Origin of the sequence: Alcaligenes sp. NLF5-7, assembly GCF_024266725.1 — a bacterium.
Classification (GTDB): Bacteria; Pseudomonadota; Gammaproteobacteria; order Burkholderiales; family Burkholderiaceae_B; genus Alcaligenes; species Alcaligenes phenolicus.
Genome location: NZ_CP100755.1, coordinates 121,021 through 142,790, shown reverse-complemented (window position 1 = coordinate 142,790; position 21,770 = coordinate 121,021). Strand labels below are relative to the sequence as shown.

At 54.4% G+C, this 21,770-nt stretch carries 23 protein-coding genes, 1 tRNA gene and 1 pseudogene; 14 read left to right on the top strand and 11 right to left on the bottom strand.

The annotated features are described in order from the left end of the window. Nucleotides 1-20: 20 nt before the first annotated feature. The 3 genes from MID00_RS00735 to MID00_RS00725 all read left to right on the top strand — a co-directional run bounded on the left by MID00_RS00735 (nucleotide 21) and on the right by MID00_RS00725 (nucleotide 3,001). Nucleotides 21-965 (top strand): membrane protein, encoded by a 945-nt coding sequence (locus tag MID00_RS00735; RefSeq protein ID WP_021446810.1) that lies wholly within the window; start codon nucleotides 21-23, stop codon nucleotides 963-965. A gap of 94 nt (nucleotides 966-1,059) precedes the next feature. Beyond that, on the top strand, nucleotides 1,060-1,959 hold the full coding sequence (gene nadC / locus MID00_RS00730) for a carboxylating nicotinate-nucleotide diphosphorylase (protein WP_009458340.1): 900 nt from the start codon (nucleotides 1,060-1,062) through the stop codon (nucleotides 1,957-1,959). A gap of 22 nt (nucleotides 1,960-1,981) precedes the next feature. Beyond that, nucleotides 1,982-3,001 carry a tripartite tricarboxylate transporter substrate binding protein gene (locus MID00_RS00725; RefSeq protein ID WP_254500315.1) on the top strand — a complete coding sequence of 340 codons (1,020 nt, stop codon included), beginning with the start codon at nucleotides 1,982-1,984 and terminating at the stop codon, nucleotides 2,999-3,001. A gap of 276 nt (nucleotides 3,002-3,277) precedes the next feature. Here the strand turns inward: MID00_RS00725 and MID00_RS00720 are convergent, their stop codons facing one another. The 4 genes from MID00_RS00720 to MID00_RS00705 form a co-directional block, all read right to left on the bottom strand. After that, nucleotides 3,278-3,550: a hypothetical protein gene (locus tag MID00_RS00720; protein WP_009458345.1), complete on the bottom strand. Its 273-nt coding sequence runs from the start codon at nucleotides 3,548-3,550 to the stop codon at nucleotides 3,278-3,280. Nucleotides 3,551-3,820: 270 nt separating this feature from the next. Continuing rightward, nucleotides 3,821-4,363 (bottom strand): (2Fe-2S)-binding protein, encoded by a 543-nt coding sequence (locus tag MID00_RS00715; protein WP_009458347.1) that lies wholly within the window; start codon nucleotides 4,361-4,363, stop codon nucleotides 3,821-3,823. Next, nucleotides 4,360-7,179, bottom strand: a complete 2,820-nt coding sequence (locus MID00_RS00710; RefSeq protein ID WP_254499547.1) for a xanthine dehydrogenase family protein molybdopterin-binding subunit — start codon at nucleotides 7,177-7,179, stop codon at nucleotides 4,360-4,362. The genes MID00_RS00715 and MID00_RS00710 overlap by 4 nt, the downstream gene beginning before the upstream one ends. 515 nt (nucleotides 7,180-7,694) lie before the next feature. Further along, nucleotides 7,695-9,098, bottom strand: a complete 1,404-nt coding sequence (locus MID00_RS00705; protein WP_035269147.1) for a GntP family permease — start codon at nucleotides 9,096-9,098, stop codon at nucleotides 7,695-7,697. Between the two features lie 316 nt (nucleotides 9,099-9,414). Here MID00_RS00705 and MID00_RS00700 point away from each other — a divergent pair. Continuing rightward, a tRNA-Met gene (locus MID00_RS00700) sits at nucleotides 9,415-9,491 on the top strand. A gap of 38 nt (nucleotides 9,492-9,529) precedes the next feature. Here MID00_RS00700 and MID00_RS00695 read toward each other — a convergent pair. After that, nucleotides 9,530-10,177 carry a site-specific integrase gene (locus MID00_RS00695; protein WP_250756963.1) on the bottom strand — a complete coding sequence of 216 codons (648 nt, stop codon included), beginning with the start codon at nucleotides 10,175-10,177 and terminating at the stop codon, nucleotides 9,530-9,532. 412 nt (nucleotides 10,178-10,589) lie between these two features. Here MID00_RS00695 and MID00_RS00690 point away from each other — a divergent pair, with 412 nt between their 5' ends. Then, on the top strand, nucleotides 10,590-10,811 hold the full coding sequence (locus MID00_RS00690; protein ID WP_254499546.1) for a hypothetical protein: 222 nt from the start codon (nucleotides 10,590-10,592) through the stop codon (nucleotides 10,809-10,811). Nucleotides 10,812-10,950: 139 nt separating this feature from the next. Here the strand turns inward: MID00_RS00690 and MID00_RS00685 are convergent, their stop codons facing one another. The 3 genes from MID00_RS00685 to MID00_RS00675 all read right to left on the bottom strand — a co-directional run bounded on the left by MID00_RS00685 (nucleotide 10,951) and on the right by MID00_RS00675 (nucleotide 13,306). After that, the gene (locus tag MID00_RS00685; protein WP_254499545.1) at nucleotides 10,951-11,370 is read right to left on the bottom strand and encodes a BON domain-containing protein; all 420 of its coding nucleotides are present in this window, start codon (nucleotides 11,368-11,370) and stop codon (nucleotides 10,951-10,953) included. Nucleotides 11,371-12,850: 1,480 nt separating this feature from the next. Further along, nucleotides 12,851-13,003 carry a hypothetical protein gene (locus MID00_RS00680; protein ID WP_254499544.1) on the bottom strand — a complete coding sequence of 51 codons (153 nt, stop codon included), beginning with the start codon at nucleotides 13,001-13,003 and terminating at the stop codon, nucleotides 12,851-12,853. Nucleotides 13,004-13,081: 78 nt separating this feature from the next. Continuing rightward, nucleotides 13,082-13,306, bottom strand: coding sequence for a hypothetical protein (locus MID00_RS00675; RefSeq protein ID WP_254499543.1), 225 nt, complete (start codon nucleotides 13,304-13,306; stop codon nucleotides 13,082-13,084). Nucleotides 13,307-13,555: 249 nt separating this feature from the next. On the opposite strand from MID00_RS00675, the gene MID00_RS00670 reads away from it, so the two are divergent. Further along, nucleotides 13,556-13,834: a hypothetical protein gene (locus tag MID00_RS00670; protein ID WP_254499542.1), complete on the top strand. Its 279-nt coding sequence runs from the start codon at nucleotides 13,556-13,558 to the stop codon at nucleotides 13,832-13,834. A gap of 286 nt (nucleotides 13,835-14,120) precedes the next feature. Here the strand turns inward: MID00_RS00670 and MID00_RS00665 are convergent. Beyond that, nucleotides 14,121-14,419 (bottom strand): annotated as a pseudogene (locus tag MID00_RS00665) (addiction module antidote protein). Further along, nucleotides 14,416-14,643: a type II toxin-antitoxin system RelE/ParE family toxin gene (locus MID00_RS00660; RefSeq protein WP_368044557.1), complete on the bottom strand. Its 228-nt coding sequence runs from the start codon at nucleotides 14,641-14,643 to the stop codon at nucleotides 14,416-14,418. Before MID00_RS00660 ends, MID00_RS00665 begins: the two are co-directional and overlap by 4 nt. Nucleotides 14,644-14,909: 266 nt before the next feature. Between MID00_RS00660 and tauA the strand changes: the two genes are divergently transcribed. Genes tauA through tauC form a run of 3 tightly spaced genes read left to right on the top strand, consistent with a single transcriptional unit; the run spans nucleotide 14,910 to nucleotide 17,606 of the window. Then, the gene (gene tauA, locus MID00_RS00655) at nucleotides 14,910-15,908 is read left to right on the top strand and encodes a taurine ABC transporter substrate-binding protein (protein ID WP_254499541.1); all 999 of its coding nucleotides are present in this window, start codon (nucleotides 14,910-14,912) and stop codon (nucleotides 15,906-15,908) included. A 5-nt stretch (nucleotides 15,909-15,913) separates the two neighbouring features. Next, a complete protein-coding gene (gene tauB / locus MID00_RS00650; protein ID WP_254499540.1) occupies nucleotides 15,914-16,699 on the top strand; it encodes a taurine ABC transporter ATP-binding subunit in 786 nt (261 codons plus the stop codon). A 16-nt stretch (nucleotides 16,700-16,715) separates the two neighbouring features. Beyond that, the gene (gene tauC, locus MID00_RS00645) at nucleotides 16,716-17,606 is read left to right on the top strand and encodes a taurine ABC transporter permease TauC (protein ID WP_254499539.1); all 891 of its coding nucleotides are present in this window, start codon (nucleotides 16,716-16,718) and stop codon (nucleotides 17,604-17,606) included. 258 nt (nucleotides 17,607-17,864) lie between these two features. Here tauC and MID00_RS00640 read toward each other — a convergent pair whose 3' ends face one another. Next, on the bottom strand, nucleotides 17,865-18,569 hold the full coding sequence (locus MID00_RS00640) for an SDR family oxidoreductase (protein WP_254499538.1): 705 nt from the start codon (nucleotides 18,567-18,569) through the stop codon (nucleotides 17,865-17,867). 104 nt (nucleotides 18,570-18,673) lie between these two features. Between MID00_RS00640 and MID00_RS00635 the strand changes: the two genes are divergently transcribed. The 5 genes from MID00_RS00635 to MID00_RS00615 all read left to right on the top strand — a co-directional run bounded on the left by MID00_RS00635 (nucleotide 18,674) and on the right by MID00_RS00615 (nucleotide 21,705). Continuing rightward, nucleotides 18,674-19,546 carry a LysR substrate-binding domain-containing protein gene (locus tag MID00_RS00635; protein WP_254499537.1) on the top strand — a complete coding sequence of 291 codons (873 nt, stop codon included), beginning with the start codon at nucleotides 18,674-18,676 and terminating at the stop codon, nucleotides 19,544-19,546. Nucleotides 19,547-19,550: 4 nt separating this feature from the next. After that, a complete protein-coding gene (locus tag MID00_RS00630; protein WP_254499536.1) occupies nucleotides 19,551-19,733 on the top strand; it encodes a hypothetical protein in 183 nt (60 codons plus the stop codon). After that, entirely contained in the window at nucleotides 19,730-20,074 is a 345-nt protein-coding gene (locus MID00_RS00625) for a zinc ribbon domain-containing protein YjdM (RefSeq protein ID WP_026484515.1), read from the top strand. Before MID00_RS00630 ends, MID00_RS00625 begins: the two co-directional genes overlap by 4 nt. 195 nt (nucleotides 20,075-20,269) lie before the next feature. Continuing rightward, nucleotides 20,270-20,764: an RNA polymerase sigma factor gene (locus tag MID00_RS00620; RefSeq protein WP_254499535.1), complete on the top strand. Its 495-nt coding sequence runs from the start codon at nucleotides 20,270-20,272 to the stop codon at nucleotides 20,762-20,764. Then, nucleotides 20,761-21,705 (top strand): FecR domain-containing protein, encoded by a 945-nt coding sequence (locus tag MID00_RS00615; protein ID WP_254499534.1) that lies wholly within the window; start codon nucleotides 20,761-20,763, stop codon nucleotides 21,703-21,705. The genes MID00_RS00620 and MID00_RS00615 overlap by 4 nt, the downstream gene beginning before the upstream one ends. Nucleotides 21,706-21,770 lie beyond the last annotated feature (65 nt).

Below are 21,770 nucleotides of genomic sequence, written 5' to 3'. Positions count from 1 at the left end.
GCGATTCAGAAGGAGAATATGTGATCGATACGCAGGAACCTGTAGTCAGTGCTGAGCTGGTGGCTGTTTTAGTGGCTGTCACCGATGGTGAGCCTCGTGTCTTGACCACGGATGCCGGGCAGGCCTTGCCCGCCGGACCGTTTCAGCACACGCACCGTTCTTTGCAAACGGGGCTGCGCGATTGGGTGGAAACCCAAACCCATCACCCGGTGGGGTATGTGGAGCAGCTGTATACCTTTGCAGACAGGGATCGTTTTGACGCGCAGGGCACGCGTATTGTGTCGGTCAGCTATGTCGGGCTGACGCGTGAAGTTGGCCAGCCGGATGTAGCCCAGGTGATCTGGCAGGACTGCTACCGTTACTTCCCGTGGGAAGACCGACGCGATGGTGCACCGGACATTATTCAGAAAACCATCGTGCCTGCCTTGCTGGACTGGTGCGAGCAGGACGAATCCTTGCGGGCCTTGCGCCGCCAGCGCGTCAATTACAGTTTTGGCCTGGAAGGGGCGATCTGGAACGAGGACTTTGTTTTGCAGCGTTACGAGCTGCTGTATGAAGCGGGCTTGTTGCCCGAGTCCTGTCGCCGTCGCCAGCGTGAACAGCAAGAGCTGGGCAAGCATTACGAGCTGGGTCTGGGCATGCGTCACGATCATCGCCGTATTCTGGCCACTGGCTTGGCACGTCTACGCGCCAAAATCAAATACCGTCCTGTTGTGTTTGAACTGATGCCGCCCGAGTTCACCTTGCTGCAATTGCAGCAGGCCGTGGAAGCCTTGGCAGGGCGGGGACTGCATAAGCAGAACTTTCGCCGTTTGATTGAACAGCAAGCCCTGGTGGAAGAAACCGGCGCCATGAGTGTGGGTGGTTCAGGCCGACCCGCCAAATTGTTTCGCTTTCGTGGAGACGTTTTGTTTGAACGGGCCATCTCGGGCAGTAAATTGCCGCTGGCAAAACAAGCGCGTTAAAAAGCGGGCCTATGGCTTGACAGTGCTTATGCTCAGGAATAGCATAAATGCACCGTGCCATTAGGCCTTATTTTTAGCGATTTAAATACTCATAATGAGCATAATTAACGCCTCCGAGCCGACAGCGCAAGCTGCAGAGACACGAGCTCACCGTATTCCTTCCTTGCCCGACGTCATCCTGGAACCCTTGGTGCGCGCCACCTTGCAAGAAGACTTGGGTCGCGCTGGTGATCTGACGACGGATTCTATCGTTCCCGCAGCAACGCGCACGCAAATGCGCCTGGTGGCCCGCGAGGAAGGTGTGTTGGCTGGCCTGGATCTGGCTCGTCTGGCCTTTACCTTGCTGGACCCTACGCTGCGCTTCGAGGCCCAACTGCAAGATGGCGATGTCCTGACTCCGGGGGCGCAGATTGCGGTCATTAGCGGCTCGGCCCGTTCCATGCTGACGGCAGAGCGCTGCGCCTTGAATTTCCTGGGGCATTTAAGTGGCGTGGCATCGGCAACTGCCTCCATTGCCCGCGCGATTGCGCCCTACGGCACGAAAGTCACTTGCACCCGTAAAACCATGCCCGGTCTGCGCGCTGTGCAGAAATACGCAGTTCGAGTCGGGGGCGGCAGCAACCATCGCTTTGGTCTGGATGACGCGGTACTGATTAAAGATAACCACATTGCCGTTGCCGGGGGTGTCAAAGCCGCGGTGGAAGCAGCCCGTGCCTATATTGGCCATCTGGTTTGCATTGAGGTGGAAGTCGATACCCTGGAGCAGCTGGATGAAGTGCTGGAACTGGGTGTGGACAGCATTCTTCTGGACAATATGGACACAGCAACCTTGACCGAGGCCGTGGCCCGCGTCGCAGGCCGAGCCAAAACAGAAGCCTCTGGTCGTATCACTCCGGAAACAGCCGTAGAAATAGCCCGTTGCGGTGTAGACCGAATCGCAGTGGGCTGGATTACGCACAGTGCCCGTGTGCTGGATATTGGTCTGGACGCTTGAGTAGAGAAACGTGTTGGCTGTAATGGCGGGAGTTCAGGTGGGGAAGCGGGCGGCAGCAGCCGCCTTGCTGGGAATGGTGGCGCTAGGCTTGGGTAATCCAGCGGCGCAGGCAAGGGAGGTGGCAGCCGAGCAGGCTGTGACATATCCCCTCAAGCCGATTACCGTGATCGTCACCTTTCCGCCTGGCGGCGGGACCGACTTGCTGGCCCGCAAACTGGGCCCCAGGCTGGAAAGGGCGCTGGGCCAACCCGTTATTATCGACAACCGACCTGGTGCCAGCGGCAATATTGGTGCGCGGGCGGTAGCTTATGCCCGCGCTGACGGCTACACCTTGCTGATGGCCAATAGCTCTTTCGCTATCAATCCTGGCGTATTTCGTAACCTGGGCTTCAAACCCAAAGAAGACTTTGCGCCGATTGCGAATATAGGATTTGTGCCCTCCGTGATCGTGACCGGACACGGCTCGGATATTCAGAATCTGGAACAAGTTCTGGAGCAGCAGTCCGAACCGGCCTTGGCTTATGCGTCCTGCGGAAATGGCACTCCTCAGCATCTGGCCGGAGAGATGCTCTATGACTTGCGAGGCACGGCCTTGCTGCATATCCCGTATCGCGGCTGCGGCCCCGCTTTGAACGATGTGGTCGCGGGCCAGGTGCCTTTAGGCATTGTGACCTTGTCCAGCGCGGCTACCTTGATCGAGTCCGGACACTTGCGCGCCCTGGCCGTCACCTCTGCCCAACGCAGCCCCGTTCTGCCTAAAGTGCCAACCGTGGCTGAAGTCAGTCATAGTGATTTCGAGCTGGACCAATGGCACGGCCTGTTGGCCCCGTCTCACACGCCTGAACACATTATCAATACGCTGAACCGCGTCGTGCAAAAAGCCCTGACGGACCCGGCCATGCAATCGCAGTTGCTGGCATTGGGTTATACGCCGCAAGAAGGCAATGAATCAGCACAAGCCAGTGGCTTCAAGGCCATGATCTGGAACGACATCGACCGATTTGGGGCCTTGGCCTACAAGATTGGTTTGCAGGTGGATTAGGGCGGGTAGGGCCCTGCTTTGCGGACTGGTTGACTCCTGGAACGCCAGCGACGGGTTTTCCTCTGATAATGTTCCGGCACCCGAATGCATCAGATCATGCGGCAATATGCCCAGTTTCTATATGAATCTTATTGGTCCCTCAGACAGTTTGAGGCCCAGGCAGCGGTTTGGGCTTACCTGGGCCAATATCTATAGAGAGGCGAGGGGCCGATAGCTGAGCTTGTGTCTGTCTAACAGTCAGTCGATTGTGAACTGACAGACAAGCCCAGCTTCTATTTAGAAGAAGCTGTCTTCACTGGGCGCCTCAGGAACAGGCTGGGTCGCAAACCAGTGTTTTTCCAGTAGCAGGGTATGCGTCAAACCATCCTTGCTGCAGTTGGAATCGATCTCGATCTGGCCGCGCTGGCTGCCGCCCGCATTGAAATTATCGGCCTCTACTTCGGCAGCGGCGATATAAGCCTGCAGGTTCAGATCAGGCTGACCACGATCCAGAACAAACTGACGAATCGCTTCAGTGCCTAACTCGTTAAGGGTGTAGGTGTAGTTCATGGTGTGCTCCTGATAGAGGGCCTTGAGAATATGCGGCCATAGATCCAAATCCTAGCACAGGGTAAAAGGAGCCGTGTGCATCGAGGCACTGTACTGCGCGATGTAAGCCCTCCATCTAGCTAACCATGTGACACGAGCAGACAGATGGCGTTGCAACGGAAGGCGTACTGTCGAGTACTCGAACGCCTCGATACCAGTGTGGCTGAGCCCAGAGTTTTGCCGTGCAGTTGCCAGGGGATCACCAGCTAGATCCCCCGCAGCCTTTGTGACTTAACTGACCATGCCTGGAGTGGCGAGAATCAGATCCCTCATTGCTTGGTGGTAACGGACATAGCCCGTACAGCGGCAGATATGGTTTTGTAAACCTTCCGATACTTTGGCTTCAACTTGTTCACGTGAAACGGGCTGCTTTTGCAGGGACTCGTACAGCACAATTCCCGCATTTACAAAGCCGGGGGTGCAGTAACCACACTGAAAGGCAAAGTGCTCCAAAAAGGCTTGTTGTACAGGGTGCAGTTGCGTGACCTTGTCCTGTGCATCCCGCTGGGCATGGGCCTCGATCGTGCGTATTTTTTTGCCCTCAAAGTAACTGGCTGGTGTGATGCACGTTTGTATCTCTTCGCTACGTCCGTCCGGGTGATCCACGATGACAACACAAGCATGGCAAATCCCCATTCCGCAGCCTAAATGCGTGCCGGTCAGCCCTGCATGCTCATGCAGAAAGTCGATCATGGGCAGATCTGGGCTGACGTCCATTGTTTGCAAGTCCACCCGATTAATGTTGAGGTGTAAGGTCTTAGTGGGGCTGCTCATGCCAAGCGCTCCTTGATTTTTTCTGCGGTCACAGGCAGTTCACGAAAGAACTGTCCTGTAGCGTGGTTAACACCGCTGACAGCGGCAGCAATGATGGGGATCATCACCACTTCGGCAATTCCCTTGGGAGAGTCCGTCTCGGAAATCTGGTCCAGTAGTTCGAAACTGGTGTTCCAGACGGCCACATCCTTGGCGCGAGGTAGGCGATAGCGGTGAAAATTCCAGGAGCCATCGCCGGGGCCACCTTCGTGCAGCGGTAGATCCTCGAACCAGGCCTGACCCAATCCCATGGCTAACCCCCCCTCGGCCTGACTCATGACTAGTTGGGGCACGATGGGCTTGCCGCAGTCGATCCACGTATGTGCTGACAATAAGGTCTGTTCACCACTTTTGCTGTCGATCTCCACTTCCGTTAACACGCCAACGGCGGAGTAATACAGGTAACCGCCTCGACGACGTGACACAGGCGGGTAGCTGATATTGCGACGCTCCAGTCGCTGATAGCCATTACGCGCCTTGGCCTGTTCGGTCTTGGTGCCTGCTCCATGGCGCAGTGCCAGCCCATCCAGCGGTAGTCGCAGGTTTTGGCCAGCTACCTCAAAGTCGGCCTCGGCCCACTGGTAGCGGTTAAACGCATGCAGCACAACACCGGTAACCAATTCCAGCTCGTGGGCGCGCTTGGCCAGTTGTGGCAGCGTGAGGGGTTCCAGACCTCCGGTGCTGAGCAGGCCATCGTCGGTCCAGCTGGCGTCTTCAGGGCGTACGGTCAAGGGGGCGATTTGACCACCACCGTAACCTTCCCCCCAGATGGACAGGGCGGCTGGCCATAGTCCATACAGAAACAGCAAGCGAGCCGCTTCCGAGGTGCCGTGAGAACCAAAGTAGGAGGAGCTGCTGGCGTAGGAGCCGGAGGATAGAACCGGTGTCCAGCGTGGATTGGTTTGATGTTTGTCTTGATCAGGCTGTTTTAAGGTGTAGGGGTTGTGAGTAGCCTGCATATCCAGCTCGGGCCAGTCAAGATGTGAAGCCTTTACCGTGTGGGCAGCGCGGCCAACCCACTTGGCACAGATCACTGCTTGGGACGTTGCCGAGCCCGTACCAATTTCTACCGTAGAGGTGCGAAGGTGGACTTGCCCTTGCTCATCAATTTCGATACCAGAATGGTCTCCTTGCGCGCCGGTGCCATAGTTTTTCATAACGCAGGCAAAGCCCACGCCATACAGCTTGCCTGGGTTACTGGCTTCAAACTCTTTCTTTTTCTTGTCCCGCCCGGTCCACAATGGATGTTGATGTGCTTTTTCTAAAATCTCCCTGGCACGCAGGGAGCCCGCCGGAATCCCTCCTTCCATATTTTTCTGACCGCTGCGCATGACGTTCTTGAGGCGTAATTCGATGGGGTCCATGTTCAGGCGAGCGGCTGCTTCGTCCAACATCAGTTCCATGGCAGTCATGGTCTGTCCCTTGCCATAACCACGCATGGAGCCGGCCTCCACCGCGCGCGAGGCCAGTGCAATTCCCCAGGAGTCGCTCTTGGGCAGATAGTAAATACCCTGTGCGCTTTGTGCACCGCCTGTGGTGACCGCCCAGCTGCACGTAGCCCTGCCTCCACCGTCCGTTATGCTAAAGCTCTGGTACTGCATGATCTTGCCGCTCTTTCTGTCGATAGCAATGCGGTTGTTCATGCGGTTGGAGTGTCGTTTTTGACCAGCTTGAAACTGCTCAAAGCGGTCATTGGCTAGCCGTACGGGCATATTGTCTGCAAACAGGGCAGCAACAACTCCGTAGTGGTTGAAAGCGCTGTGCTCCTTGACCCCGTAACCTGTGGCCGTACAGGGGTGGACAATGATGTTCTCCAAACCAAATTGGGATGCGGCCACTATGCCCGCAGCTTCTGCACCATCCGCCCCCGGGGTTTGGGAGCCGACCACCATTTGCAGCTCTTTGTTTTTGTTGTCATACCAGCAATTGATGCACTCCGGTTCTAAAGGGGCGCCGTCGATCGATTGGGAGTAGTACTCACCATCGAACACGAGCCAGTCATCAGGCGCTTGGTCGAAACGTTCTTGCATCGCTTCGCTCAAGGCGATGGCCTTCGCTGTATTGGTGTTTCCCTTGCTGGACGGCCATACAGGTGAGTTTCCCTGAATTTTTTCCGGAAACACGACTCCGTCCTTCATGCTGGAGAATATATCGTCGGCCCCTGGAGTATCGCCCTCTACACGGATATAGCGTGCCCCACCATAGGCATCTATTTCCCTGAAGCCTGTCTTGTCTCCATACTTCAGCACGGCGGATCTCTTGCTGGCATTTTTAGCGCGGCGGTAGCGATCAAAGTCTTTGTAGATCAAGATGGCGACCGGGTGCCCTAAAAAGCGTGCCGTCTTACCGGTGGCCAGTAGCATCTCGTCGTTGTAGTAGTCAGGCAGTTCCAGTTGTGCCTTGGCGAGGTCCTGGGCCTGGATCAATATATCGGGTTGTAGGTCGGCACCTAGCGCTTCCAGGTCCAGGCCGATGTAACGATGATCAGCTTGAGCGGCGCGCAGGATAAAGGCGTGAGCCTGATGCTCTGGCCAACCGGGCATATCTTTGGCGCGAATGTCACGTACAAAAAATTTGCTGCCGGTGACTTGTCGCGTACCGTCAATCTTGAAGGGTACTTGTCGCTCTACGCTATTCCAGGGCGTAGGTCGGGAGTCTTGTTCTCCCAGAAGTGTGGCCTGTGCTGCCTTGGGTATAAAAGGCGCCATATAAATGGATACGCCGGATACGACACTAAACTTCAGGAACTGTCGCCGATTAAAAGGCGCTGTGCTCATGCAGGACCTCCGGATAATAAAAGATACGTCGCGATATTGAGAGCAACATTCCGCCTTCAGATGCGTAGTCGTACAGCATCGTTGAGCGTGGCTGATGATGGGGACGTGTCAGAACCCGAAGTTGGGCTTTTGGCCAAATTTCATATGTGTGTCTCCGAATCTTCGTATCAGGTAGGACCTCGCCTCGCCTTTTTTGTAGATGGCGTAGCGGGACCTGATTATTTTTAGTTAGCTGGCTAGCTTCATAGGCATGAAGCATTTCTGATAGTGGCGGAGAATATCTGAAAATAGCGTGATAATGGTTATATTGTTTATGTTATGTTGATTTTTATTGTTGTAAATCAGTTGCTTATGGAAGCCCTTGTTGTTGCTGGTGTTTCTACTTAGGCAGGTTTAAATGGTTCTTGGGTGTGGTTTTAACGTCCTGACTCTACGGTCCTGGTGTGTCGGCTGTCTCCATTTGGACTAAAAAGCCAGCCCAATGGGCTGGCTCGATGCACTGATAAGAAGAAAATCTAGAAGCTGCCAAAAATCGTACCCAACGTAATCACGGTGATCAGCGCAAAGATAGGAGCAGCCATTGTCACCATGGCGATATTGCCATAGGACTGACGGTGGTTCAGCTTGCAGATCGACAGCAAGGTAATGATCGCGCCGCAATGGGGCAGGGTATCCAGACCGCCCGCTGCCATCACTGCCACACGGTGCAGCAGTTCAGGGCTGATGCCAGCTTGCTGAGCCATCGCCAAATAATCCGAACCCAACGTCTGCAAGGCAATACTCAAACCTCCTGAAGACGAGCCTGTAATCCCGGCCAATGTCGTCATGGCGACTGCTTCCGAGATCAGTGGATTGCCAGGAGCCACGTTCAATACAAAGTCCCGAATAATCGCAAAGCCTGCCAGGCTGGCAATTACCGCGCCGTAACCAACTTCAGAGGCGGTATTGAACAACGGCAGCATGAAACCAAATACGCCTTTATTGATGCTCTCGCGCAGACTCTTCCAGTGACCCAAGCGGCTGATGATCAGCACCAGGTTCGCGGTAATCAAGGCAATAATCAGCGCCCACAGACCCGTAATCTTGGCAGGATCAACCTGAGGGAAGCGCTCGGCCATGAACTCGAAGTTCGTGCCGGGGAAAATCCCATAAGTGAACAAGGCATTGACGCCAATCACCAGAATCAGCGGCAAGATAGCCAGGAAGATAGGCATGGGTTTCTGACCATGCGTACTGTGATCGTCGCTGGCATCAAAATGATCCTGACCGTGGTCGCCATAGCCTTCGCCATTCGCAATAGCTTTGCGCGCACGCGACTGCAGCCACCACAAGCCACCCAAAGCCATGATCAAACCACCAATAATCCCCAGCCCCGGTGCAGCAAACACGTTAGTGCCGTAGTAAGGAATAGGAATCGCGTTCTGAATGGCAGGTGTGCCAGGCAGAGCCGTCATGGTGAAGGTAAAGGAGCCCAAAGCAATCGACGCGGGAATCAGACGCTTGGGGATGCCTGCGGCGCGAAACAGATCCTTGGCGATCGGATAGATGGCAAAGGCCACCACGAACAAGGACACACCACCATAAGTCAGTACGCCGCACACCATCACAATGGTGGCAATAGCATGACGATGTCCCAGCTTGCGTGTAATCCACTGAGCAATCGCCTGAGCCGCACCGGAGTCCGCCATCAACTGACCAAACAAGGCACCTAACAAGAAGATGGGCAAGAACTGAAGCACATAGCCGCTAAGCGCGCTCATGAAGGTGGATGTGTAGATGGGCAACAAAAACCCGGAGTCCCCCGAGAGCAGCACAGCCAGGGCGGCCATCAAGGGAGCCAGCAACAGAACCGTCACCCCCCGATAAGCGAAGAACATCAGCAGCAAAAGCGAGACAACAATAGCAAGCGTACTGGCCATAAACAAAGTTCCTGTGGAAGGTCCGGATCACGGACGTCAGTCAATTAACAAGGACGGGTCAAACGCCAAGCAGGCAGTGTAGCAATAGGGAATGACAAACAGGCTTGATAGGGCGCAAGGGGGAGGAGTAGCAGGAAAAGGCCGGGCCGTTTACTTTTTGTATCATTTGGATGGGTGGCAGGAGCAGGCGTTGAAGAAGGGAAGCTCAATGAATACAAGGGCTTAGCGTTTTCATAGGAGAGAATTATCAAAAAGATGAAAAAAGATCGAGATAAGTGCTTGCTAAAAGACGAAACCTTGCTATAATTTCTTCTTCGGCGCATTAGCTCAGCAGGTTAGAGCGACGGAATCATAATCCGCAGGTCCCCTGTTCGAATCAGGGATGCGCCACCAGAATTATCCTTGTTTGTCAAGGTTTTAAGGCCGCCTTCTTAGGCGGCTTTTTTCTTGCCTGCCGTTTGCTGTGACCTAAACGTGACGTGATTGGCGTACTGTGCCAGATGGCCTGCGTCCAGGTGGGCATACTTCTTCACCATGTCCAAAGTCTCCCAGCCACCCAGCTCTTTCAATACGAAGAGTGGGGTGCCATTCTGAACATGCCAGCTCGCCCAGGTGTGACGCAGATCGTGAAAGCGGAAGTCCCGTAGCCCAACCTCCTTCATTGCCGCAGTAAATGCTCTGCGGTCGATCTGCTCAATTTGCGACCCTGCCCATATTCGAGAGAACACCAGGCTTGCATGGGTTCCTATTCTGCGCTTAACCGCCTCCACGGCATGCTCGTTCAATGGGACTGCTCGTGCACGGCCCGACCTGGCCAAGTCATTCGTGACCCAGGCCAGACTCCTACCCAGATCCACCTTGTCCCAGGTTAGTGAGAATATTTCGGCAGCGCGGCAGTCCGTTGCCAACGCAAACTCGCAGGAGTCTCGCACCCAATTCAAACGGATAGCGTTCAGGAATTGATCGGCCTTTGCCTGGGTAAGCCAGTGAACGCGTACGGTTGCTTCTCTTGCTATCTGTAGCTTGGGTTTGCGGTCGATCCACCCAGCATCTGCCGCAAGAGACAAGATGCGTGTCATGCTTGCGAGATAGCGGTTCTGAGTCGCAGGGGTTAGTTTTGTTGCTGGCCCGCTTTCATATGTTATGTGCGTCGGCAGGCCATTCATTATGTCGTCAGTTGTTAAAGAGCAGATGGAGCGGCCGCGCACAGTCTGAATGGATTGTGGGCGTAGTCAGCACGGTGGTGGCTTCGATCTTGGACGGTGTCGCTGTGATCTAGCAGTACGAGCTGCATCACTGGGCAAACAACTCAGTTGATCTGGTGGTCATGCTCGTCTGGGGCTTGCTGGCCCTTTTTTTTCGTCCGCAGAAAGTGGAGCAGGCCACACCAGAACCAGAGAAGGCTTCGCCGATGCCGGGCCGGGCGTCGTTCAGGGTCCGCGCATCAGCCAAGCCGACGCCGACCAGCGCCTGCAGCGCCAGAGCGGCAAGGTGCTGCTGGGCCTGCTGGGGGGCCTGAACCTTGCCGCTCTGGCGCTGCTGCTGATCGGGCGGCGTCAGGGTAAGGCCCAGGCAGAGCAGAAACAAATAAAGGCAGACATGGCTGCCGTGGTGGGGGTATCAAGAGATGCAACTGAAACGATTGAGCGCCTGGATGACGATGCTGTGCGCGACCGTGCTCGCAAGCGGATGGGTGGCAGCGAAGGGCGGTAGCTACTGCGCCGCCGCCCAGCGGCCTTTCCAGTGGCGCTCTGATGCTGAGATTGACGCCACGCCGATAAGAGTGTTGCGCTATGTGGAAACAGAGGCTGTAACTTGGGGGCGGCTGTGTTTTTGATCAGAGGAATGTCGATCAGTTGGCCTTCACTGTCAAGCCGGTGGCGTCAACCTTGCTCACGCCTTTGATGCTTTCCGCATCTGAAATTGCCTTCTGCAGTTGCTTGTCATCTGAAACTGCACCAGTGAGCTTAGTGACTCCATTTTTGGTTTCGACTGAAATGGTGTTGCCCTGCAGTTCTTTCTGGGCGGCTAGGCGGGCCTTTACCTGCTTTGTGATTTCTGCGTCAGATGTGTTTTGTTGAGTATCGGCCCCGCGGTTGTGTACCTCTTTAGCGTTTGCTTCTCCTGGGGTTTTCTCCTCAGCTGCTCCTTTCCCGGCTGTTGCAGAAAGGTCAGGGTGGGAGGGCCTGTCTTCTGCCATGGCACCGGCGCTTAGCCCAAGGCTGAGTGCTGAGGCTGCCAATAGCTTAGAGATAGTTGTTGTGTTAGTCATTCTTTCACCTAATTTGGGCGAATTGGTTTCGTGGGTCTTTAAAAGGATGTTTCCGGTGGTAGGCTCATCTCTCTTAATTAAAGCGAACCGCACCTTTGCTTGTGCTGGCCGTCGACAGTATTGAAGGTTGAGGAGCTTGCCGATTGTCGTGAGTCAGAAAGGTGTTCAATGTACCTGACCATAACTTGAACCCTAAGCAGGCTTGCCATTTGTCCTGCTGATAAATCCAGTGCATGTGGCAGACTGTGCATTGGTAAAGACGCTGAATGCCAAACTGTCCAGAATCCTCTTTTGGGTTAAAGCCGTTATGTTGGGGTGGCCGCGATGTGCGGGGTTTGGAAAGTGGCAATGTCTGACACATGATGTACATGGTGCCGTGGTCTAGCTTTCCGATATATTGCTCCTTTGGTAAAGGTTGATACAGGTAACAGCTAAGCTCTAACTAGCTCGGGAAATACAAATCAATTCTCATTGCTTTTATTTCTTTCAGACTTTACGCTCAGACGGGTTTTTAAAATGCGCAAAAAGTTACGGATGTAAAGCAATGTGTGGAAAGAGTGCTTATATGGCTGTAGGGTAATTTGTGTTTATCAGCTTACGCGTGGGTGACATCTGGCAGGGGAAGAACATCTACTCGCGCAGCTGGGATTACTAAGCGGACGCGACAGTCTGGGACTGCTCGGACCGCGGTGGCTTGTTCAGCCTCACGCGGCTTTATTTTGCGTACTGGCTACCAGATGAAGATAAACAAGCTATTTATCGGTTTATCGCCTATCCTGTACTTATGTCCTAACATTTGTTGGGGCTGCCATTGACCAATGGAGGTCATAATGGACAAGAGAGGCAAACCGGCTAAGAAGCCAAGTACACGCAAGTCTGAGCTCACTCCGCCGCAAGTGGGTTGGCCAGCTCAGGCTCCTAATGCGGGGATCAAGCGCGCCAGTGCTGCCCATGATCACAAACCCACAGGAAGAGGGGCTGTACGGGGAAGATAAACCTCGAGACTTGAATCGCTATCCCATCCCGCTATAGAAAGGGCCTGCAATGACACATCATCGCAGGCCTTTTTGTTTTCAACTCTACACAGTGTACTAGCGTTGGAAATCCTGCTGCATACCCGGCCATAGCTTAAAGCCTAGGTAAGCGCCACAACGGTCGCGCTCATACAGCCACAATGTTTTGCAGTTGGAGCATTGGTATAAAGATTTTTGAGCTTCACCAGAGCCTTGCAAGCATGGGCCGGCAACAGCCATAAATTCGTGCTTGAGGCTGATCGACCAGGATAAGGGTAACAGCTGGCACAGAGCACAGATTATGTGAACTTTGATAGGGCACCTTGTTCTCCTGAAGGGGCTCCATGCATTAACCAGGGTGATGAAAAGTTTTTATTGTTGTTGGAGTCGTCAGGGGGAGGGGCTGTCGCCGTAATGTTTGGCGGTCCCGTATTGCAGACTCGTTGGGGCGAGTCTGCGAAAGCTACTTATTTGCCTCTCGGCTGGTCCTGCGTAGCTTTGCCGTCTTTATTGCCATCCTTCTTGTCATCAGGATGCATGGCCGCTTTTCGATCAGGAGACGGTGATGGGTTTTGGGAAGGGGCTTGGGCTTTGTTCTGCGAGCTGCTTGTTTGTGCCATGAGAGACTCCAATAGGTGAATCCCAGCAGCAAATCAGGCGTGTTGAGGGCACTGCTTTGTGCTGGGATGCACTAACAGTTAGTTAAAAATGGATTGATCGTTTTGCGCTGGAGGAGGGGGGCGAGGTTTCTTGTCGCCGATGGGCTCATCGTTTGCAGGCAATGTCTGATCGTCTTCGTGGATCCGTTCGATTTCGACGGGGCGTTTGTCGCGGGGGTCCGGGATAGTGGGTTCGGCGGCCGAGAGAAGGGGGAAGCGAAGCAAGTTAACTTTTCTTCCAATGGACCGGAGATAGTGTGTCATAGGCACTCCTGCCATGACTGGCGGGATATTTCTCAGAGAGTCTGAGCGACAGCGCCAGTAGCGCCTTCAGGGTGTCAACGAGAAGGTCTAAGTTCATACTAGGCTGATCCTGGAAATACTCACCATGCTAATTTGTAAATCATTGTATTTTAAGGGGAATTCAGCCTGTGCGCTTTGCTTTAAATCTGCTTGCAAGGCTGAGGAGGTCTATACTGACAATTCGTTTAACCGCCGATTAGGGAGGGCGTCATGAATACAGAAGTCTCATCAGGCGGCGGGCAATGGGATGACGATGGCGGATCTCAATTGAAAGCCTTGGCAGTGGCACGAGCCGTGGATCAGCTAGATGAAGATGATCAGTTGATACTTGGTTTTTTAGGGGCGTCCTTATTGAGCTTATGGGATGATTTACCCGCCAGCGAGCAACAGAGGCTGTTGAATAGCCAGGCCATTAAAAGTGCATTTGATAAAGCAGAAATCAAAACTCGAATTCAGCGGCTGGAAGAACATTTCAAGTGGTTAAAGTAGTCGCTCGCCTGCTTAGGGGCGCTGTAGTCTGCCTTGCCTATTGTCAAGTGTGGGCAAAAAAAAAGCCCGCTCTAGGGCGGGCCTCTTTATCTGTGCTGTGACCGGAACGTGTCGTGAATAGCCAAAAAATGCCATAAAATGGCCAAAATCGGACTGTTGTGTTGTGTGTGATTGTCGCTGCAGTTTATTGTTTTTCAGATGAAGAAGCCACCACTCAGTGGGTGGCTTTTTTCTGTTACGGCAGATCAATTGGAAGTGCGCTTGTCCGTCAACCCCTGATAGCGCCCTATCGTGCATGAAGCGGCTCTGCCGTTAATTTCACCCCAGCAGCCCTCGCTAATTTCAGCACAGTGTCATATCGTGGCTTGGCACCGGGAGCGCCAGGGCCTTGTACAGGCTTTCTCGGCCTACACCGGCGTCTTTTGCCATCTTTGTCATGCCTCTGGCTTTAACCATATCCGCAAGCGCAGAAAGGAACAAGGCTGGATCGTCCTCTTCCAAAGCAGCAGAGAGGTACTCGGCGATAGATTCCTCACTATCAAGATATTCAGCGGCGTCGAAAGGGGCTGTTTTGATGGTGGTCATGATTGATCCTCCTGAATTTCTTTCCACATGGCGATTGCAGTTTTTATGTCTTGTTTTTGAGAGGACTTGTCGCCCCCGCTAAGTAGCAGATAGACCACACGGCCCTCACGAGCACAGTAGAGACGATAGCCCGGGCCGAAGTGGATGCGCATCTCAGACACGCCATCACTAATTGGCTTTACGTCTCCAAAATTACCCAGGCTGGCTTGTTTAATGCGAACCACGGTCTTCGCTCTGGCCTTGAGGTCTTTTAAGCCTCATAGCCAGGAGCTGAAGCTTTCGGTGCGATTGATCGTGTTCATGGGGTTGGCTGTATCTGTTCGGATACTCTCATGCAATGCAAAGTGCGTAGTTAGGGTGTTCACCCACCTCATAAATTCGCGCACTAACAATAAGCGAAATCGGTCTTTTGCCAACCGTCTCCCTTTGTCTATCCTGATTCCTCGACCCAACGGCTTATCCAGCCGCAAAAATAATCGAGGAATGCTCCATGTCGTTGACGCGAACTCTGCAGCATCTGGGCCTGGCCTTGGCGGCCAGCGTCGTAACTTTGGCAGCCCAGGCCACCAGCCTGACGGTTGCTTATCAGACCATTCCCAATCCGTCGAACGTGCCTCAGGCAGACGGGATTTATGAAAAAGAAACCGGCGCAAAAATCGACTGGCGCAAGTTTGATGGTGGGGCAGAGGTCATCAACGCCGTCGCTTCGGGTGATGTGCAGATTGCCTATTTAGGCTCCAGCCCTTTGGCCGCCGCAGTCAGTCGTAAATTACCTATAGAAACCTTTTTGGTCGCAGCTGAGTTGGGCACCAGCGAAGAGCTGGTGGTGCGTAACGGTTCTGGCATTCAGGCTCCGCAGGACCTCATTGGCAAGACGATTGCCACGCCCTTTGTGTCCACCAGCCATTACAGTCTGCTGGCTGCGCTCAAGTATTGGAAGATCGACCCCAAGCAGGTCAATATCATCAATCTGACGCCGGCCAATATTGTGGCAGCCTGGGCTCGTGGTGATATTGATGGTGCTTATACGTGGGACCCGGCCTTGAGCAAGGCCAAGGAAAGCGGCAAGGTGCTGATCAGTTCAGGGGAACTGGCCAAGCTGGGTGCTCCGACTTTTGATGTGTGGTTAGTGCGCAAGGATTTTGCGGAAAAACATCCGGATATTGTGTCGGCTTTTGCGCGTGTCACCTTGGCTGCGTACGAGGGCTATACGCATGATCCTGCTGCCTGGGTAGCCAATGCAGATCACATCAACAAGCTGTCCCGCTTGACTGGTGCGACGCCTCAAGAAATTCCCAATGTTCTGGCTGGCAGCGGCTTTTTATCTGCGGCTGATCAAATCAAAACTTTAGGTCAGCCCACTGCCAAGGCCTTGGCCGATACCTCTGCCTTCCTGAAAGAGCAGGGCCGTATCGACGAGGTCTTGCCTGATTACGCCGCTTATACCACCAGCAAATATGTCGAGGCGGCTGCCTCGCTGGCCAGGTAATTCTGATGGCGCAGTTAACACTGAATCACGTCAGCGCACGTTATCCCGGTGCCGATCATCTGGCTCTGCGAGATGTGTCGCTGCAATTGGGGCCGGGGCAGCTGGTAGTGGTGCTGGGGCCTTCGGGCAGCGGCAAGACTACCTTACTGAATCTGATTGCAGGCTTCACCTTGCCTAGCGCTGGAACGATTACCTTGGATGGCGAACCTGTGCGCGGCCCTGGAGCTGATCGCGGTGTGGTGTTCCAGGACGACGCCTTGCTGCCTTGGCAGACGGTTCTGGAGAACGTGGCTTTTGGTTTGACGCTGCTGGGGGAGTCCAAGGAGCAGCGGCAGGCTGTGGCTCGTCATCAATTGGCTTTGGTAGGGCTGGAGGGCTTGGAGCAGCGCCGTATCTGGCAATTGTCTGGTGGTCAGAAGCAGCGGGTGGGTATTGCTCGTGCTCTGGCAGCGGACCCGCGTGTGCTCTTGCTGGATGAGCCGTTTGGGGCGCTGGATGCCTTCACCCGCGAGCAGGCCCAGACGCTGCTGTTAAATGTTTGGCAGCGTAGCGCCAAGCCTGTTTTTCTGATTACTCACGATATTGAAGAAGCTGTCTTTCTAGCTACCGATCTGATCATTTTGGGTGGTACGCCTGGGCATGTGGTGGAGCGTTTGGTGCTGGATTTTGGGCGGCGTTACACCGATGGGCAGCCGGTACGTCCGGTGAAGTCTTCGCCGGAGTTCATTGCGGCGCGAGAGCGCGTGCTGGAGCATGTTTTCTCGGCGCATCCTGTTGCCGCTTCGGCCTGAACTTAGGAGATTGTTTATGAAATCCTCTGTCGCTGGCGAGGTTCTGCAAGCAGGCGATATCGCAGGTTTGTCGGGCGCTTCGTCTTTAAGTGTGTGCAGCGATTCCAAGCCTAATCAATCAGCGTCCACTAAACCTCGGCAAACGTCTATTGCCGTGATCAGTTTGCTCACTTTAAGTGGGGTGTTGTTCTTGTGGTGGGCCCTTACCGAGTGGGGCTATGTGGACCCGCTGTTCCTGCCTTCACCCCAGGCTGTGCTGAGCCGTGTTTCTCGTTTGTTCTCGGTGGGCTATATGGACGCCACAGTGCAGCAGCATTTGGTGGCCAGTTTGTGGCGGATCAGCTTGGCATTGATTGCGGCTGTTCTGTTGGCGATTCCTACGGGTATCGCGATTGGCCGTAATCGTATTGTCCAGGGCATTCTGGATCCTTTGATTGAGTTCTATCGCCCGATTCCGCCGCTGGCGTATTTGCCTTTGATCGTGATCTGGTTTGGGATTGGCGAGCTGTCCAAAGTGCTGCTGATTTATCTGGCGATTTTTGCGCCGATCACGATTGCGACGGCTGGCGGGGTGCGTAATGTGGATCCGGTGAAACTGCGTGCGGCTCAATCTCTGGGGGCGACGCGTGCTCAGTTGCTGCGTTACATCATTATCCCCAGTGCCTTGCCTGATATTTTGACGGGCTTGCGCATCGGTTTGGGAGTGGGGTGGTCAACCCTTGTGGCTTCGGAGCTGGTTGCTGCCACGCGTGGTTTGGGATTCATGGTTCAGTCAGCAGGGCAGTTTCTGGCAACTGATGTGGTGATGGCGGGGATTCTGCTTATTGCCTTGGTGGCGTTTGTGCTTGAAATCGGTTTGCGTCGATTGCAGGCCAAGCTTGTTCCGTGGCACGGGCAAGCGCGTTAGCAGCTGGGATGTGATTGTTCGCCTGGAGTTTTTGGTGCAGAGGTTCAGAGTTGATGTTGTGCGGTGTGAGTAGGTCGGCTCTCGTTCGAGCCGACCTGGACTTCCAGGCACCGTAGCATTGGGTCAAGACATGATTATTGCTTTGCTGGTTTATTCCTCAGCTGCTGGATTGAATTCATGGATCCCATAAGGCCTTTATTTAGTGTGCGAACAGTAGCCTTAGTGTGAGCACAGCCAGTCAGCTCAGCTCTTGGCAGTTCACACCGACCGAGTCAGTCCACCATCCACTTTGATGTTCTGTCCCGTAATGTAGCCAGCCCCATCCGACAACAAAAACGCAATTGTCGCGGCAATTTCCTCGGCTTTTCCATAACGTCCCATAGGCACGCTTTCTCGCCGATCTTCGGTCGCCGGCAGGCTATCAATCCAGCCAGGCAGCACGTTGTTCATGCGTACATTCTTGTCTGCATAGCTGTCCGCAAAAATCTTGGTGAAGCTGGCTAGCCCGGCGCGGAATACCGCCGAAGTGGGGAACATCTCCGCAGGCTCAAACGCCCAGGCTGTAGAAATATTCACAATAGCCCCACCACCTTGCGCGGCCATGATGGGCGCTACCAGTCGTGCTGGACGCACGGCATTCAGAAAGTAGACATCCATGCCCTTATGCCAGTCTTCGTCGCTGATCTCCAGAACCGGGCCGCGTGGACCGTGTCCAGCGGAGCTGACCAGGGCGTCGATACGCCCCCAGCGCTGCATGGCCAGGTCAACCAGGCGCTGTAGATCTTCGTTAGATTGATTCGAGCCAGTCAGGCCCACCCCGCCCAGTTCTTTAGCCAGTGCCTCGCCCTTGCCGGAGGAGGACAGGATGGCGACGCGATAACCATCTTGAGCCAGCCTGCGGGCCGCAGCGGCGCCCATGCCCGAGCCGCCTGCGCTAATAAGTGCTACTTTTTCTACAGTCATGAGAGCCTCCATATGTTGAGATTGATATTATTATTTCAGTCTGGAATGGAAAAATCATGCGATAAATAAACCCTCCAGGATGTAGAAAAACTACTGTCAAAAAAATGATGAAATCTCGCCGTTCATTGCCTCCGCTCAATGCCTTGCGTGCTTTTGAAGTGTCTGGCCGTCGTTTGAGTTTTCGTGCCGCTGCTGATGAGCTGGGCGTGACTCAAGGTGCGGTCGCCCAGCAAGTTCGGGCCTTGGAAGAGCATCTGGGGCTTGCGCTGTTTCAGCGTCATCCACGTGGTTTGCAGCTGACTTTAGCGGGCGCGGCCTATTTGGCCGAGGTGACTCGTGCTTTTGACACTTTGGCTGATGCAACAGGGCGTTTGTTGGTACGCCCCGATACAGTCACGATCAGCGTCACGCCCACGGTGGCGGCCAAATTGCTGATTCCCCGCCTGGGGGATTTGCAAGCGGCCTTGCCCGATGTGGAGCTGCGTACCGTGGCAACCGAGGCCTTGTCGGATTTTGAGCGCGATCAGGTTGATATTGCCGTGCGCCTGACTCGTCCACCGTTTGCTCCGGATCTGGAGGCCCGGCTATTGTTTCGTCAGGATCTGTTGGCCGTGGCCAGCCCTCGTTTGGTAGGGAGCATGACGCTTCCATTGTCGATTGAGCAACTGCGTGCTTTACCTTTATTGCATGATGCTCACGATCATTGGGCTACGTTTTTGAAAGGCAGTGGCAGATTGCCGGGCCCGGTGTTCAACCAGACAACGCTGGCATTGGATGCAGCCATGGCGGGTCAAGGTGTGGCTTTGGCGTGCAGGGCTTTTGTGGCAACAGAGCTGGCCGCTGGGCGTCTGGTGCAGGTGGCGGAAGCAGGGGCTTTAGGGCCGGATTTCTATCTGGTACGCAAGCGATCAGCGCCGGTCAGACAGTCGGTGGAGGCAGTATGGGATTGGTGCTTGAAGAGATTGTTAATTCTGTAGCCTGATGCGCAGTTTATTTGCCCTTTTTAAGGGGGCTGACGTTGCTATGAATGAGGTACGGCTTGGCCGCAAGCTCATTGCCATGGTTGATGTGAATCTTGCGTTTTTGGTCTTCCTGATGCAAAGGGCTAAACTGGCCGCACTTCTGGTGCAGCAGCACCCAGCTTTTTACAGGAAAAAAATATGAGCACACCGCTTCCCTGTCCTCAGTGCACCTTGGAAAATACCTACCATGACACCGAGCAATGGGTATGTGCCGATTGTGGCTATGAATGGCAAGACGCGGACCCGGCTGCCGAAACAGATACCGATGACGATGAGCTGATCGTCAAGGACAGCAACGGTAACTTGCTGGCTGCGGGCGACGATGTGATTCTGATCCGCGACTTGAAGGTTAAAGGCTCCAGCACCTTGAAGAAAGGTGCCAAGGCCAAAGGCATACGTCTGGTTCGTGGTGACCACGAAGTCGATTGCAAGATTGATGGGATCAGCTACTTGTTGAAGGCCATGTATTTGAAGAAAGCCTAAGTACTCAAACTTAGGTTTTTTCAGGCGCAGCGTATAGACACGCTGCGCTTTTTTTATGCGTACAGACAGGGGAATACATCCAGGCGACAGCAACTATCAGCCAATGTATTGAAGGCAGGTAGTCGCAAACAAGGTGCAGGACTTGTATATAATAATGAGAATGATTGCTAATTAGATATTAACCTGATTGTCTCTATGTCCAAGCTGACGGCGGCGTTCCTGACCCACTACCCGGATTTGATCCGCTATCTGCGCAGGCGTACTCATTGCTCTGAACTGGCGCAAGATTGCGCTCATGATACCTGGCTGCGTTTGCTGGAGAAGGGCAAGCAGGTCGCGGTGGACAACCACCGGGCCTATGTGTTCAGAGTGGCTGCCAATATCGCGGCGGACTGGTATCGGCGTAAAACACGTGAGCAGGCTGCTTTCGATGGCTACGCCTTGAGTGTTGCCCATCACCATGCCCCGGATACGTACGAGGAAGTGCTGGCCAAGGAAACCTTGCAACGTCTGGAGCAGGCCTTGATGGCCCAGTCCCAGCGCAGTGTGCGGATTTTCATGATGCATCGCTGTGAAGAGATGAGCTACGCGCAGATCGCCCAGAAGTTGTCAGTGTCCGAGAGCACGATTGAGAAACACATGATGCGCATTTTGTTGGTGGCGCACCAAGTCTTTAATTCCGCAGTATGAACGCGCAGTCAGATTCGGCCTGGAGCCGAGTAGATGAAGACGCCGCCCGCTGGGTGGTGCGTAAAGAAGGCACCAAGCTGGAGCCGGACGCCCTGGCTCAGTTCGACGCCTGGTATGAAGCCGATCCGTTGCATGCTCAAACCTACGATGCCTTGGCAGCCAGTTGGCGGAGGCTGGATCAGGTTTCGGTGTTGCCTATCGCCCGTAAAAAGAGAAAGTCACGCGTCAAAACCCTGGCCAGTGCCTGTGTCTTGATGGGCGTCTCTTTTTACGCCTGGCAGATGTTTGAGCTGCAAGGCTCGATCCGCAGCGGGGTGGAGATCACTCAGTTGAGTTTGCCTGATGGCTCGGTGGCGATTCTGGACGCACAGACTCGTGTGCGTCTGAATTTTGAAAATGGCCAACGACAAGTCAGCGTGGAGTCGGGGCGTGCCTTCTTCCAGGTGGTGCCTGCTTCGCCCCAGACAGGTCCGTTCATCGTGCAGGCCGGTCCGGCACAAGCGACGGCTTTGGGAACGCGCTACGAGGTCAGCCTTAACGATCAGATCAGCGCCGTGGCGGTATACGAACATACCGTGCAGGTGCAGTGCCAGTCTTGCGAGAGCTCGCAGCCAGTGATCTTGCAGCCGGGAGACAGTGCCACGGTAGCGGGCGGGCAACTGCGGGCGCAGTTGGCTCAGCCTGCAACGTCCACATATGCGGAAGCGGCGCCCGCCTGGGTGAACGGCTTGCTGAGCTTTGATGATGTCAGCTTGCGGGACGTAGCCCGCCAGTTGGGCGAATACACCCATCGAGTGATCTGGATTGGCAGCGAGCAGGCGGGCTCAATGCGAGTGTCCGGTGTGGTGCAAGCGGCTCGCCCAGCCGCTGCCCTGAACTTGCTGACCTCGGGCCAAGGCTTGCAAATCAAGGAGTTACCAGGACTTATAGTTATTTACTAATGATAATTATTAACAATTAAAAAATACGATGGCAATCAGGGGTGAGGGGAGAGGGGTAGCACAGC